We start from the raw sequence: 14,007 nt of genomic DNA, 5'->3' as shown, positions 1-14,007 counted from the left end.
TCGGCCTCGCTCCTCCCGATGCGGTCCCATGCTCCCAAGCGAATGGCCTAAACACACGACATGTCCCGACATGAGATCCCGCTGATCGCGGTGGCGCACGGATCGCGCGACCCGCGTGCCGCCGCGACCGTCGAAGCCCTGCTGAGACGCGTGCGGCGGGCCCGCCCGGGCCTCGCCGTACGCGGCGCCTACCTCGACCATGCTCCCCCCACCCTCGGGCACGCCCTCCACGGCCTCGACGAGGCCGTGGTGCTGCCCCTCCTGCTCACCGCGGCCTACCACAGCAAGGTGGACATCCCCGCCGCGTTGCGCGACGCCGAGCTGCGCGAGCCGCTGCGCCGTGTGCACTACGGCCCCACCCTCGGCCCCCACCCTCTGCTCGTGCGGGCGCTGGAGCGCCGCCTCAGCGAGGCCGGCGTGCTCATCGGCGACCCGTCGACCGCCGTCGTGCTCGTGTCGGCCGGTTCCAGCGACGCCGAGGCCAACGCCGTGATCGCCAGGACGGCCCGCGATTGGGCGCGCGAGCGCGGATGGTGGGCCGTGAGCCCCGCCTACGCCTCCGCGGCATCTCCCACCCCCGCCCAGGAGGTCGCGCGCCTCCTGCACGCCGGCGCTCCCCGCGTGGTTGTCGCCCCCTACCTGCTCGCCCCCGGCTACTTCTCCGACAAGGTGCGGCACACCGCGCTGGCCGCCGGCGCCGACACCGTGGCCGACGTCCTCGGCGACGCCCCCGAACTCGCCGCCCTCCTCCTGGAACGCCACGACCAGACCGCGCGCAGCGCTCCCGCCCTCATCGCGGGCTGACCGACACCGCCGGGCGTTCACCGCATCACGCCGGTGAACGCCCCGCCTCAGGCCTGCGGTGCGCACCGCGGGCGCGTGCCACCCAAGCGTTCCCGATCTCCGAACGTCACCCGCACTATCAGGACGGAACAGCGCGGGCCAGGATGCCTCGGCGTCGCCACTCCCACCATTTCAACATTTCACCGGTCCGTCAGAGTATGTAGGAGTTTCCTCCCTACGGATGAGGAGTGGGACGCTACGCACGGGTTAGATTCAAGGGGTGAATGATCCGGGTCTCATTCGGGCCTCCGATGCTGAGCGCGAGGCCGTCGTCGAGCGTCTGCGTGAAGCATCCGTCGAAGGACGGCTGACGCTGGCCGAGCTGACCGAGCGCACCGGGGCCGCCTACACCGCTCAGACCCGCGCCGAGCTCGTGGTGATCACCTCGGACCTGCCCGCGGCGCGCACCGCCATGCCGCTCCCTGCACGCGAGGAGCGCGGCGGGAAGGCCCGGAAGTGGTTCGTCGCGGTGATGGGCGACTCCAAGCGCAAGGGCAAATGGCGCATCGATCACGAGATCGGCGCGGTCGCCGTCATGGGCGATGTCACGCTGGACCTCCGCCAGGCCGAGGTGCGGGGCAACGAGATCGACATCGTGGCCACCGCGGTGATGGGCGACGTGAAGATCATCGTTCCGGACGGGGTCGACGTCGAGCTTGAGGGCATCGCCATCATGGGCGACAAGAAGCTCAAGGTCCAGGAGGCCCCGGCGGGGATGAACGTGCCCTTGATCCGGATCAAGGCTTATGCGGTGCTGGGCGATGTCAAGGTCGTGGGCGACTCCCACGCCGGCCCCGTCGCGCTGCAGTGGTCGGCGTGGCGGGAGAAGCTCCAGGAGGTACGGCGGGAGCTCCTCGAGGACGGCTCCCCACGGCATGGCCTGCCGCCGCACCACGGGCCACCCCATCATGGGTCGCCGCCGCAGGGGCTGCCACAGGACAGGCCCCGCCACTGGGGTTGACGTAAGGCGCGCGCGAATGCGCCGCGCCTGGGTCCGGCGGCTTCGCCGTACGCACCTTCCCTGCTTCCCCAGCCTCTCCGAGGTTTGCCGATTTCCCGTCTTCCCAATCTCTCGATGTCGCCGCAGTTCGGCGGCGGTGTGACGGCGGCATGACGGCACCGGGCGAGGCACGCGTCACCCATACGAGACAAATGCCATATTTGCTGTAATGCACGACCGATCGAAGCCTCCTCTACTATCGTTCGTCGGAGTTTGGGGGCAGTCGCACGGCGGCCTGCCGCCGCCGTCGGGAGGAGAAAAGGCGTGGTCGTGGTGTCCCAGGGCGCCCGTGGACATGGCGTGGCCCGGGTCCTGGCCGCCTCACTGACGGCCGCCGCGGTCGCGGCCTGCGTGCCCGCCGCGGCCTACGCCAAGCCCAAACCGAGCGCCAAACAGCTCAAGCAGGAGCTGAAACAGCTCGAAAAGGAGTCCGACGGGCTGATCAAACGGTATTACGAGGGCCGCAGAACGCTCCAGAAGGCCGAGAAGGATGAGCGCGACGCCAAGAAGAAGCTGGGGGAGTCGCAGCGCCGCTTCGACGTCGCGGCCCGGGAAATCCGCCTCATAGCCGCTGAACGCCACCGTTCCGGTGGATTCGAACCCAACGCCGCTCTGATCGGTGGCAACGACCCGCGCGCCGTACTGGGCCAGATGGCCCTCGCCGAGCAGATGGTGGCCGCGCAGAACGCGCGTCTGAGCAGTTACACCCAGATCCGCGACGCCCACCAGCAGGCGCAGACGGAGGCCAGCCAGAAGACCTCGGACCTCCGCACGGCCCTCGACACCCTTGAGAAGCAGCGGAAAGACGCCGAGAAGACCATCGTGAAGATCAAAGACAGGATCGATCTTCTCTACCCGACGCCCGGGATGCGCCCCAACGGCACCTTCATCCCCCAGCTTCCAGGCGGCCCCGACAACATCACGCCCCGCATGCGCCTGGTCAGGAACCTCATCGTGGAACGCTTCGGCGTGCCCTTCGGGGTGGGCTGCTACCGCGCGATCAACGACGGCGGCGAGCATCCGCTCGGCCGGGCCTGCGACTTCATGCTGAGCCACGGCGGCTCGATGCCGGGATCCCGGGAGATCCAGCGGGGCCACGACATCTCCAACTGGGTGATCAAGAACGCCAAGCGGCTCGGCATCATGTACGTGATCTACCGTCAGCGCATCTGGCACGTGCGAACCGGCTCGTGGCGCTACATGTCCGACCGCGGCGGGGCAACCGCGAACCACTACGACCACCCGCACATCTCCGTCTACTAGCTCTGGCTAGCCGTAGAGGCTCTACCAGCCGCGTAAGCCCCACAGCTGCATAGAAGCGGGCGGCCCGGCGGCGCCGTACGGCTGAACGCCGACGCGGTGATCCGTGTGCCCGCCCGGGGGGAATAGGCTCGGACACGCACAGCAACCCCGTGCAGCACAAGCGACTAGGGAGAGATCTGATATGGCGACCACCCGCACCGCGACGACGCAGTGGAAGGGCGCGCTGCTGGACGGCTCCGGGACGGTGTCCCTGGACTCCTCGGGCGTCGGCACCTTCGACGTCTCGTGGCCTTCCCGCGCGGAGCAGGCGAACGGCAAGACGAGCCCCGAGGAGCTCATCGCCGCCGCCCACTCGTCCTGCTTCTCGATGGCGCTGTCCCACGGCCTGGCCCAGGCGGGCACCCCGCCGCAGACCGTCGAGACCCGCGCCGACGTGACGTTCCAGCCCGGCGAGGGCATCACCGGCATCGTGATCTCGGTCAGGGCCAACGTCCCCGGCATCAGCGCCGAGGAGTTCCAGACCGCCGCCGAGACCGCGAAGGCCAACTGCCCCGTCTCCAAGGCCCTGGCAGGCACGACCATCACGCTGCAGGCCGAGCTGCTGAGCTGATCCGCCGTGCCCCGGGCTTCCGCCACGCGGCCGAGACCCGGGGCGCATGGGCGTGTCGCGCGTGATTGACGCACGCGCGCACGCCCGAGCGTGGACAATGGGTGCACATGCGCGAAGTGTGGCCAGGAGAGTCTTACCCGCTCGGAGCGACCTGGGACGGCGTGGGCACGGGGTTCTCGGTGTTCTCAGAGGTCGCCGAGCGCGTCGAGCTGTGCCTGTTCTCAGGCAACGGCACCGAGGAGCGCATTGATCTGCCCGAGGTCGACGGCTTCCTCTGGCACGGCTACCTGCCGGGGGTGATGCCGGGGCAGCGCTACGGCTACCGCGTGCACGGGCCGTTCGATCCGGGGCGCGGGCACCGGTGCAACCCGGCCAAACTGCTGCTCGACCCCTATGCCAAAGCGGTCGAGGGCGAGATCCTCTGGAACGAGTCGCTGTTCTCCTACCGGTTCACCGATCCGACCGCGCTCAACACCGACGACAGCGCGCCGTTCATGCCGAAGAACGTGGTGGTCAACCCGTTCTTCGACTGGGGCAACGACAGGCCGCCGCGCACGCCGTACCACCGGACCGTGATCTACGAGGCGCACGTGCGGGGGCTCACCATGCGCCACCCCGCCGTGCCGGCGGCCCAGCGCGGCACCTACGCCGGGCTCAGCCACCCGGCGGTGATCGAGCACCTGGTCGGTCTCGGCGTCACCGCGGTCGAGCTGATGCCGGTGCACCAGTTCGTGCCGGAGCACGCCCTGGTGGCGAGGGGGCTGACGAACTGCTGGGGTTACAACACGATCGCCTATCTCGCGCCGCACAACGCCTACGCGTCGACGGGGCAGCGCGGCGAGCAGGTGACCGAGTTCAAGGCGATGGTGCGCGCCCTGCACGAGGCGGGCATCGAGGTGATCCTCGACGTGGTCTACAACCACACCGCGGAGGGCGATCATATGGGCCCCACGCTCGGGTTCCGCGGCATCGACAACGCCGCGTACTACCGCCTGCACGACGGCGACCGCAGATATCACCTCGACTACACCGGCTGCGGCAACTCTCTCAACGTACGGTCACCCCACGCATTGCAGCTCATAATGGACTCGCTGCGCTACTGGGTGCTGGAGATGCACGTGGACGGCTTCCGCTTCGATCTCGCGGCTGCCCTCGCCCGAGAGCTGCACGACGTGGACCGGCTGTCGGCGTTCTTCGACCTGATCCAGCAGGACCCGGTGATCTCGCAGGTCAAGCTGATCGCCGAGCCGTGGGACGTCGGGCCCGGGGGCTACCAGGTGGGCAACTTCCCCCCGCTGTGGACCGAGTGGAACGGCAGATACCGCGACACCGTTCGCGATTTCTGGCGGGGCAGCCCGTCGGCGCTGCCCGAGTTCGCCTCCCGCCTCACCGGCTCGCAGGACCTCTACGCGCCGTCCCGCCGCCCGGTGGCGTCGATCAACTTCGTGACCTGCCACGACGGTTTCACGCTGACCGACCTGGTCTCCTACGACCGCAAGCACAATGAGGACAACGGCGAGAACAACCGCGACGGCACCAACGACAACAGGTCGTGGAACTGCGGCGTCGAGGGCCCGACCGGCCGCCCGGAGATCACGCGGCTGCGGCGGCGGCAGCGGCGCAACATGCTGGCCACGCTCTTCCTGTCGCAGGGCGTGCCGATGCTGCTCGCCGGCGACGAGCTCGGGCGCACCCAGCTCGGCAACAACAACGCCTACTGCCAGGACAACGAGATCTCGTGGGTCGACTGGTCTCTCGCCGAGCCCGAGGCCGACCTGCTGGCCTTCATCCGGTTCCTCGCGGAGCTGCGGAGCAGGCATCCGGTTTTCCAGCGGCGCCGTTTCTTCCGGGGCAGCAGCGCCGGCGACGGCGCACACGACCTTGTCTGGCTCACGCCGTCCGGTGGGGAGATGTCCGCCGCGGACTGGCAGACCGGATATGCGAAGTCGTTGGCGGCCTACCTCAACGGCGGGGCGATCACCGAGCCGGGGCCGCGGGGTGAACGCATCGTGGACGACTCGTTCCTGCTGCTCATCAACGCCCACCACGAGGACCTGGCGTTCACGCTGCCCGGTCCCGAGTTCGGCGCGGTGTGGCTCCCTGTCATCGACACGGCCGACGAGGAGCCCGCCGAGGAGAACGGCGGCTCCTCCTTCGGGCCCGGCGAGACCCTGCCCGTGGTGGCCCGCTCCCTGCGGCTCCTGCGTCAGCCGCGGGCCTAAACGCCCCCCCAAAAAGGTATACATGTTTACGCGCCTTTGACGGCCTTGACATGGAAGTTTTGCCATGTGAGGCTGAACAGCGCATAACCATTAGGCCTTTTTTAGGGGTGTCATGGCCAGCAAGCCCACGCCAGTTTCCCCCGCCGATACCGTCCTGGTGAACGGGAACGTCCTCACGGTCGACGCCGAGTTCCGCACCGCGCAGGCGGTCGCGATCCGGGGCGAACGGCTCCTCGCCGTCGGGGACAATGACGAGATCCGGTCGCTCGCCGGCGGCGCGACCCGCGTGATCGACCTAGAGGGGGCCACCGTGCTCCCCGGCATCATCGACACGCACGGACACCTCGGCTACTTCAGCATCGAAAAGCACTGGGTCGACCTCAACGGGGCCCGCTCCGCCGCCGAGATCTGCGATCGGATCCGGGCCGCCGCGCAGCGGGTGCCCGAGGGGAGCCCCATCCTCACCACGCCCGTCGGGGACCATCCGTACTTCTTCAACGTGCCGGGCGGCCTCGCCGAGGGCCGCTTCCCCACCCGAGCGGAGCTCGACGCGGCGGCGCCCCGGCACCCCGTCTACATCACCGCGCCCACCAACCGCGTGCCGAACAGCGCGCTGTTCAACAGCGAGGCGCTGCGCCTCGCGGGGCTGCTCGACGGGACGGTGCCGCACGGCGACGGCCGGCGCGTCCGCATCACCGACACGGCCTTCTACCTGGACGGCATCGAGGTGGTGCGCGACCCGGCCACCGGGTGGCCCACGGGCGAGCTGCGCTATATGCAGCCCATCTACAACCCGTCGAGCTTCTTCCAGCAGCTCACGCAGTTCGTGCCGCCGCCGACGTACGAGATGATCCGCGACGGCATCCGCATGATGGCCCCCGACTTCACCGCGGGCGGCACGACCACCCTGCTGGAGAACCACCTGACCACGCCCGAGGAGCTCCGGGCGTACGCCGAGCTCGACCTGCCGCTCAGGATGTTCTACACTTTCGAGATCAACTGGACGCTCCCCCTCCCCGAGATCGATCGCATGCTGCGCATGCTCTCCTTCGCGGGCGGTAAGGGCTTCGGCAACAACCGCGTGGGCATCACCGGGGTGGGCATCGGCGTGGACGGCCCCCACTGGCACGGCACCGGCTGGTCGGACCGCCCCTACCCCGGCCCCTACGGCCACGAGATCATGCCGGCGTCGATCATCCCGCCGGACCTCTACCGCACCATCCTGAAGATGGTGGCGTCGTACGGCTTGCGCATCCACACGTGCGCCGGCGGGCGTGGAGCGATCCAACTCTTCCTCGACACGCTCGGCGAGATCGACCGCGAGATCCCCATCCGGGACCGCAGGTGGGTGCTGGAGCACGCGGAGTTCGCCACGTTCGACCAGGTCCAGGAGTGCGCCCGCCTCGGCGTCATCCCGACGACCACCACCAACTTCATCTGGGGCAAGGGCGCCGAGCTCTTCGTGGACCGCATGGGCCCGGACTTCGCCGACAACGCGGTCCCGCTGCGCTGGTGGCTCGACGCGGGGGTGCCGGTCTGCCAGGAGACCGACTGGGGACCGCACGACCCCATGTTCACGATCTGGCAGTCGCTCGCGCGGCGCACCGGGCTCACCGGGGAGGTGCTCGGCGCGCACCAGCGGATCAGCCGCGAGGAGGCCATCCGCATCTTCACCGCGAACGGGGCCTACTCGCTGTTCATGGAGGACGAGCTGGGCTCGCTGGAGGCGGGCAAGCTGGCCGACCTGGCCGTTTTCGACGGCGACCCGATGACGTGCGCGGAAAATGACATCAAGGACATCAAGGCGCTGGCGACCTTTGTCGGTGGCCGCGCGGTCCATGGCCGTGACCGGTTCGCAGACCTTCTGGAGGAATCATGACAGCGTCGGAGCAGGCGCCGGAGCAGGCGCCGAACGAGCTGCACTTCATGCCGGCCGCCGAACTGGCCGACCGGATCCGCCGTCGCGAACTGTCGCCCGTGGAGGTGATGGACGCCTTCCTGGACCGGATCGAACGGCGCAACCCCGTGATCAACGCCTTCATCTACCAGAGGTTCGACGAGGCACGCGACAGTGCCCGCGCCGCCGAGCGCGACATCACCTCGGGCGCCGAACTTGGAGCATTCCACGGCGTTCCGACGGCGATGAAGGACCTGTTCGACTTCAAGCCGGGCTGGGTCTCCACCATGGGTGGCGTACGGGCGCTCGCCGACTTCACCCCGGACTTCTCCTGCCTGTGGGCCGAGCGCATGGAGCGCGCCGGGGCCATCATCGTGGGCAAGACCAACGCGCCCGTGCTGGGGCTGCGCGGCACCACCGACAACCCCATGTTCGGGCCGAGCAGGAACCCCTTCGACACGGCGAGGAACCCTGGCGGGTCCTCGGGAGGCAGCGCCGCGGCCGTGGCCGACGGCATGGTCCCGTTCGCGGAGGGCACCGACGCCGGCGGGTCCATCAGGGTTCCGTCGTCCTGGTGCGGGCTGTACGGCTTCAAGCCGTCGGCCGGCCGGGTCCCCGCCGTGATCCGGCCCAACGCCTTCGGAGGCGTCGGCCCCTTCGTTCACGAAGGCACGATCACCAGGAATGTGCGGGACGCCGCGATCGGGCTGAACGTGATGTCGGGATTCCACGCCGGCGACCCGTTCAGCGCCGGACGGCCGTCCGACTTCACCCCTCACCTCGGCCGCTCGGTGCGAGGCTGGCGAATCGCCTACAGCCCGGACTTCGGCGCCTACCCCGTCGACCCGGAGGTGGCCAAGACGGTGGCGCAAGCCGTACTCGCCTTCGAGGAGGCGGGGGCGACGGTCGAGCAGGTCGAGATCGACCTGCGCCACAGCCACACCGAGCTGACCGCCATGTTCAACAACCTGATCGCGGTCCAGAACATGGAGACCGTCGAGAACCTCAAATCCTCCGGTATCGACCTGATCAGGGACCACCCCGACGATCTGCCGCGCGAGATCCACGAGTCCGTCGCGACCGGCTACCGGCTGACGGCGCTGGACTTGTCGCGGGCGCAGCTGATACGCAGCCAGGTCTTCGACACGATCCAGGACGTGTTCGGGAACTACGACCTCCTGGTCACCCCCACGGTCGGCGTGCCCGCCGTGCTCAACACCGACGACGGCGACACCAAGGGCCCGACCCACGTCAACGGTGAGCCGGTCGACCCGCTGCTCGGCTGGTGCCTCACCTATCTGATCAACCTGACCGGGCACCCGGCGGCGTCGATCCCGGCGGGGCTCACCGCTGCGGGGCTGCCGGTCGGCATGCAGATCATCGGACGGCGGCGCGACGACGGCGATGTGCTCGCCGCGAGCGCCGCGTTCGAGGCGCTGCGGCCCTGGCACCACACCTATCCCGGTCTCCAAGGCTGAAACAGCGGAGATCGCCGCACGTCCTGCGAGGTCCTGCGAGGTCCTGCGAGAAGGTCCGCCGCCCCGGCCGGGGCGGCGGACCTTTCCGCAGGCGCCCCTTCGCACGTCGCCATTCGTGGGCACGGGAGCCGTACCGCCGTGAGGGGACATCCTCCCCCTTCAGCACATGGCATGCCGGATGCGTAACACTGCGCACATCCCCTGCCGAATCCGCCCCGCTACCCGGGCCGCCGTGCGCGACACGCCTGTGCCAAGGTGGATACGTGCGCAGACTCCTTCCTGAACCCGACCTTGACGTGGACATCCCGCTCGCCTACGCCTACCCGGAGGGCCGCCCCTGGCTGCGGGTCAACATGGTGGCGAGCTCCGACGGGGGCGCGTGGGTGAAGGGCCTGTCGGGAGGGCTGTCGAGCAAGGGCGACCGGCGGATCTTCGGCGTCCTGCGGGGCCTTGCCGACGTGATCCTGGTCGGCGCGTCGACGGTGCGCACCGAGGCGTACGGCCCGGCCCGGCCGCGCTCCTCCTGGGAGGAACTCCGCTCCGGGCGCACCCCCGCACCCCCCATCGCCGTGATCACGCGCCGTCTGGATGTCGACCTCGCCAGCCCGCTGTTCACCGAGACCGAAGCCGGCTCCCGCACCATCGTCATCACGTGCGAGTCGGCCCCCGCCGACCGGCGGCGCGAAGCCGCCAAGGCCGCCGACGTCGTCATCGCCGGCGACGACCGCGTCGACCTCGCCCGCGCCGTCGCCGAGCTCCACGCCCGCGGCCTGACGCGCGTCCTGTGCGAAGGCGGTCCGCGCGTCAACGGGCAGCTCGCCACCGCGGGAGTGCTCGACGAGCTCTGCCTCACCCTGAGCCCAATGCTCATCGGCGGCGGGGCGGCACGCATACTCAACGGAGAGATATGCCAGCTCACCATGGGGCTGGCCCATCTGTTGGAAGAGGAGGGGTTCCTCTTCTGCAAGTACGTCCGGGGGTAACCATGGACCTGCCGGTCCTTCCGCCGATCGCGCCGATGCTCGCCAAAGCGGTCAAGACCATGCCGCCGCAGGACGGCACGCTGTTCTACGAGCCGAAGTGGGACGGCTTCCGCTGCATCGTGTTCCGCGACGGCGACGACGTCCATCTCGGCAGCCGCAACGAGCGGCCTTTCACCCGCTACTTCCCCGAGCTGGTCGACGCCGTACGGCGGGAGCTTCCCGAGCGTGTCGTCCTCGACGGCGAGATCGTGATCCGGCGCGGCGCCGAGCTCGACTTCGACTCGCTGCAGAACCGCATCCATCCCGCCGCGTCCCGGGTGCGGCTGCTCGCCGAGCAGACCCCCGCGTGGTTCGTCGCGTTCGACCTGCTCGCCGTCGGCGACGACAGCCTCATGGAGGCGCCGTTCGCCGAGCGCCGCGCCCGTCTCAAGGAGATCTTCGGGCATGCGGGCGGCAGCGTACGGCTGACGCCTGTCACCACCAACGGCGAGCAGGCCGCCGAGTGGTTCGAGATCTTCGAGGGCGCCGGCATCGACGGCATCATCGTCAAACCCGGCGACCTCGGCTACATGCCGGACAAGCGGGTCATGTTCAAGGTCAAGCATGAGCGCACCGCCGACGTGGTGATCGCGGGCTACCGGGAGCACAAGTCCGGTCCCGTGGTCGGCTCGCTGCTGCTGGGCCTCTACGACGACGCGGGGGTGCTCCACCACGTCGGCGTCGCCGGGGCCTTCCCCATGGCCCGCCGCGCGGAACTGGTCACGGAGCTCGCGCCGTACGTCGAGGGCGACCTGGCCGCACACCCGTGGGGCGCGTGGGCGGAGCAGCCGGGTGGGCAGCGCCTGCCGGGCGCGGTGTCGCGGTGGAACGCCAAGAAGGACCTGTCGTTCATCCCTCTCCGGCCGGAGCTCGTGGCCGAGGTGGCCTACGACCATATGGAGGGCGACCGCTTCCGCCACACCGCCAGGTTCCGCCGCTGGCGCGTCGACCGCACCCCGGCCTCCTGCACCTACGGCCAGCTCGAACGGCCGCTCGGCTACGACCTCGACGCCATCCTGGCCCGCTGACGCCCGCGCCGACCCGCCCCGCGGGGGGATGTCTCGGCAGGCTACCGGCCGTCGGGTTCGCGGCGGGCTTTGCTGGGTTGGACGCGGCGTGGTTCGCCGGGCATCTTCGGGTAGTTGGGCGGGTAGGGCATGTCGCCGCGTTCGTCGGTCTCATACCAGTCCAGCAGCGTGGCCAGGGAGAACGCCTGGTCGTCGATACCCGCGTGGACGTCGCCGAGTTCGGCGAATCTCACGGGGACGGTGCGCAGGTCGAAGGCGTCCGGGTCGGCGGTTTCGAGCTCTTTCCAGGTGAGCGGGGTGGAGACGGGGGCGTGGGGTTTGGCGCGCACGGAGTAGGCCGCGGCCACAGTGCGGTCCCTGGCGTTCTGGTTGTAGTCGATGAAGACCTTCTCGCCGCGTTCCTCCTTCCACCAGGCGGTGGTGACGAGGTCGGGTGCGCGCCGTTCGATTTCGCGGGCGAGGGCGATGGCGGCGTGCCGTACTTCGGTGAAGGTCCAGCGGGTTTCGATGCGCACGTTGACGTGGATGCCGCGGCTGCCCGATGTCTTGGGATAGCCGGTGATACCGAGTTCGCCGAGGAGGTCGCGTACGGCGAGGGCCACGGTGCGGGCGTGTTCGAAATCGGTGCCGGGCTGGGGGTCGACGTCGATGCGGAGTTCGTCGGGGTGGTCGAGGTCGCCGGCCCGGGCGGGCCAGGGGTGGAAGTCGATGGTGCCGAGGTTGGCGCAGTAGGCGAGGTCGGCGACCTGGGTGACTTTGAGGGCGTCGGCGCTGCGCCCGCTGGGGAACCGGACGGTGACGGTCTGCATCCAGTCGGGGTGGCGTGCGGGGAGGCGTTTCTGGTAGATCGCCTCGGTGTGGACGCCGTCGGGATGGCGTTTGAGATAGGTGGGCCGGTCGCGCAGGGCGCGTACGGCTCCCTCACCGACGCTGATGTAGTACTCCACCAGGTCGCGCTTGGTCGCCCCGATGTCCGGGAAGTAGATCTTGTCGGGGTTGCTGACCTTGACCGTCCGTCCCCCGGCGTCCAGTTCGATGTACGGCGATGCCACATTTCAGACGCTACCCGCACCTGGATTCGGCCAACCGGAACTCATGCCCCGGCCACGCCAAGCCGGATCGGTGGCATCTCACCCGTAGGCTGATTACATGGACAAGGTGATCAAAAGCGACGCGGAGTGGCGGGCGCAACTCACGCCTGAAGAGTTCCACGTGCTCAGAGAGGCCGGCACTGAGCGTCCGTTCACCGGGGAGTACACCGACAGCAAAGCCGTCGGCGTCTACTCCTGCCGCGCCTGCGGTGCGGAGCTCTTCAGATCCGAGGCGAAGTTCGACTCGCACTGCGGCTGGCCGTCCTTCTTCGAGCCCAGCGAGTCGGAGGCGGTCGTGCTGATCGAGGACCGTTCCCACAGCATGGTGCGCACCGAGGTGCGCTGCGCCCGCTGCGACTCCCACCTCGGGCACGTCTTCCACGGTGAGGGCTATCCGACACCCACCGACGACCGCTACTGCATCAACTCGATCTCGCTGCGCCTGGCTTCGTCATCCTAGCGTTCGGCGGAACGTAGCCGATCTTTAAACCTATAGCAAACTGGGGGACTGGTTGACGCGTTCACCGTTGGGTACTCGGTTGGGGGTTCGAAAACCGGACGGGGAAACGGTGGAGTCGTTGGGCAAGATACGTCTGCACCTGCGCCACAGATGGGAAACCATCGAAAGCATAGGAAACGTTATGGTGCAGCGCTGCTGCCTCTGCAGCAAGACACGGGTGAGGGTGCGCTGAACGTGGCGGGGCCCGGAAGGACGTCCTTCCGGGCCCCACGGGGTCAAGCAGGTCAAGCAGGTCAAGCGGGTCAAGCGGGTCAGGGCAGCGAGGCGACCAGTTCGGACACGGGTTTACGCGCCCCCGTGTAGAACGGCGTCTCCTCACGGGTGTGCCTACGGGCCTCGGCACCGCGCAGCGTGCGCATCAGGTCGACGATGCGGTGCAGTTCGTCGGCCTCGAAGGCCAGCATCCACTCGTAGTCGTTGAGCGAGAAGCAGGCCACGGTGTTGGCGCGCACGTCGGGGTAGTCGCGGGCCATCATGCCGTGCTCGGCGAGCATCCTGCGCCGGTCGGCGTCGTCCAGGAGATACCACTCCAGGGACCGGACGAACGGGTAGACGCTGACGTAGGCCCGGGGCTCCTCCTCCGCCAGGAAGGCGGGGATGTGCGACTTGTTGAACTCCGCGGGGCGGTGGAGCGCCATCGCCGACCAGACCGGCTCGCTGAGACGGCCGAGCCGGGTGCGGCGGAACCGCGTGTAGACCTCCTGGAGGGCTTCTGGCGTCGCCGCGTGCCACCAGAACATGTAGTCCGCGTCGCCGCGGAACCCCGCCACGTCGTAGACGCCACGGGTCACGACGTCCTTCTCGGCGACCTGCGCCAGCAGCTCGTCGACCTCGACGGCGAGGGAGTCCCGGGCGTCGGGGCAGTGCTCGCGCACCCTGAAGACCGACCACATGGTGTAGCGGATCACGTTGTTGAGGTCGCGTGCCTTGGGCCGCGATGTGTCGTTCGTCTTCCTCACCCTTCCGAATCAGACGCGTCCAGCCGGGCGCGAGCCGCTCGAAGTGCCCCGGGCGCGCCGCGCCCGGGAACACC

At 69.1% G+C, this 14,007-nt stretch carries 12 protein-coding genes; 10 read left to right on the top strand and 2 right to left on the bottom strand.

Annotated elements, in window-relative coordinates:
* Positions 1 to 60: 60 nt before the first annotated feature.
* The 9 genes from BLQ73_RS16835 to BLQ73_RS16795 all read left to right on the top strand — a co-directional run bounded on the left by BLQ73_RS16835 (position 61) and on the right by BLQ73_RS16795 (position 11,363).
* The gene (locus tag BLQ73_RS16835; RefSeq protein WP_093171408.1) at positions 61 to 804 is read left to right on the top strand and encodes a sirohydrochlorin chelatase; all 744 of its coding nucleotides are present in this window, start codon (positions 61 to 63) and stop codon (positions 802 to 804) included.
* Between the two features lie 259 nt (positions 805 to 1,063).
* Positions 1,064 to 1,804 carry a DUF1707 SHOCT-like domain-containing protein gene (locus BLQ73_RS16830; protein WP_093171407.1) on the top strand — a complete coding sequence of 247 codons (741 nt, stop codon included), beginning with the start codon at positions 1,064 to 1,066 and terminating at the stop codon, positions 1,802 to 1,804.
* A gap of 303 nt (positions 1,805 to 2,107) precedes the next feature.
* Positions 2,108 to 3,106: a coiled-coil domain-containing protein gene (locus tag BLQ73_RS16825; protein WP_093171406.1), complete on the top strand. Its 999-nt coding sequence runs from the start codon at positions 2,108 to 2,110 to the stop codon at positions 3,104 to 3,106.
* Between the two features lie 181 nt (positions 3,107 to 3,287).
* The gene (locus tag BLQ73_RS16820; protein ID WP_093171405.1) at positions 3,288 to 3,716 is read left to right on the top strand and encodes an OsmC family protein; all 429 of its coding nucleotides are present in this window, start codon (positions 3,288 to 3,290) and stop codon (positions 3,714 to 3,716) included.
* Positions 3,717 to 3,823: 107 nt separating this feature from the next.
* Positions 3,824 to 5,938, top strand: a complete 2,115-nt coding sequence (gene glgX, locus BLQ73_RS16815; protein WP_093171404.1) for a glycogen debranching protein GlgX — start codon at positions 3,824 to 3,826, stop codon at positions 5,936 to 5,938.
* Positions 5,939 to 6,050: 112 nt separating this feature from the next.
* A complete protein-coding gene (locus BLQ73_RS16810) occupies positions 6,051 to 7,817 on the top strand; it encodes an amidohydrolase (RefSeq protein WP_093171403.1) in 1,767 nt (588 codons plus the stop codon).
* Positions 7,814 to 9,313 carry an amidase gene (locus tag BLQ73_RS16805; protein ID WP_093171402.1) on the top strand — a complete coding sequence of 500 codons (1,500 nt, stop codon included), beginning with the start codon at positions 7,814 to 7,816 and terminating at the stop codon, positions 9,311 to 9,313. The genes BLQ73_RS16810 and BLQ73_RS16805 overlap by 4 nt, the downstream gene beginning before the upstream one ends.
* A gap of 263 nt (positions 9,314 to 9,576) precedes the next feature.
* The gene (locus BLQ73_RS16800) at positions 9,577 to 10,296 is read left to right on the top strand and encodes a pyrimidine reductase family protein (protein WP_093171401.1); all 720 of its coding nucleotides are present in this window, start codon (positions 9,577 to 9,579) and stop codon (positions 10,294 to 10,296) included.
* Between the two features lie 2 nt (positions 10,297 to 10,298).
* Positions 10,299 to 11,363 carry an ATP-dependent DNA ligase gene (locus BLQ73_RS16795; protein WP_093171400.1) on the top strand — a complete coding sequence of 355 codons (1,065 nt, stop codon included), beginning with the start codon at positions 10,299 to 10,301 and terminating at the stop codon, positions 11,361 to 11,363.
* A 41-nt stretch (positions 11,364 to 11,404) separates the two neighbouring features.
* On the opposite strand, the gene ligD is transcribed toward BLQ73_RS16795, so the two are convergent.
* Positions 11,405 to 12,415: a non-homologous end-joining DNA ligase gene (gene ligD / locus BLQ73_RS16790; protein ID WP_093171399.1), complete on the bottom strand. Its 1,011-nt coding sequence runs from the start codon at positions 12,413 to 12,415 to the stop codon at positions 11,405 to 11,407.
* 97 nt (positions 12,416 to 12,512) lie between these two features.
* On the opposite strand from ligD, the gene msrB reads away from it, so the two are divergent.
* A complete protein-coding gene (msrB, locus tag BLQ73_RS16785) occupies positions 12,513 to 12,914 on the top strand; it encodes a peptide-methionine (R)-S-oxide reductase MsrB (RefSeq protein ID WP_093171398.1) in 402 nt (133 codons plus the stop codon).
* Positions 12,915 to 13,225: 311 nt separating this feature from the next.
* Here the strand turns inward: msrB and hemQ are convergent, their stop codons facing one another.
* On the bottom strand, positions 13,226 to 13,933 hold the full coding sequence (gene hemQ / locus BLQ73_RS16780) for a hydrogen peroxide-dependent heme synthase (RefSeq protein ID WP_338056633.1): 708 nt from the start codon (positions 13,931 to 13,933) through the stop codon (positions 13,226 to 13,228).
* Between the last annotated feature and the right edge of the window lie 74 nt (positions 13,934 to 14,007).

The organism is Sinosporangium album (assembly GCF_900100605.1).
GTDB classification, from domain to species: domain Bacteria; phylum Actinomycetota; class Actinomycetes; order Streptosporangiales; family Streptosporangiaceae; genus Sinosporangium; species Sinosporangium album.
The sequence above is the reverse complement of the archived record's forward strand: the minus strand, read 5'-3'. Positions and strand labels throughout refer to the sequence as shown.

Coding starts and splice junctions, on each gene's coding strand:
- BLQ73_RS16835 (WP_093171408.1), top strand. CDS start 61: ATGTCCCGACATGAGATCCCGCTGATCGCGGTGGCGCACGGATCGCGC.
- BLQ73_RS16795 (WP_093171400.1), top strand. CDS start 10,299: ATGGACCTGCCGGTCCTTCCGCCGATCGCGCCGATGCTCGCCAAAGCG.
- glgX (WP_093171404.1), top strand. CDS start 3,824: ATGCGCGAAGTGTGGCCAGGAGAGTCTTACCCGCTCGGAGCGACCTGG.
- BLQ73_RS16810 (WP_093171403.1), top strand. CDS start 6,051: ATGGCCAGCAAGCCCACGCCAGTTTCCCCCGCCGATACCGTCCTGGTG.
- BLQ73_RS16805 (WP_093171402.1), top strand. CDS start 7,814: ATGACAGCGTCGGAGCAGGCGCCGGAGCAGGCGCCGAACGAGCTGCAC.
- BLQ73_RS16820 (WP_093171405.1), top strand. CDS start 3,288: ATGGCGACCACCCGCACCGCGACGACGCAGTGGAAGGGCGCGCTGCTG.
- msrB (WP_093171398.1), top strand. CDS start 12,513: ATGGACAAGGTGATCAAAAGCGACGCGGAGTGGCGGGCGCAACTCACG.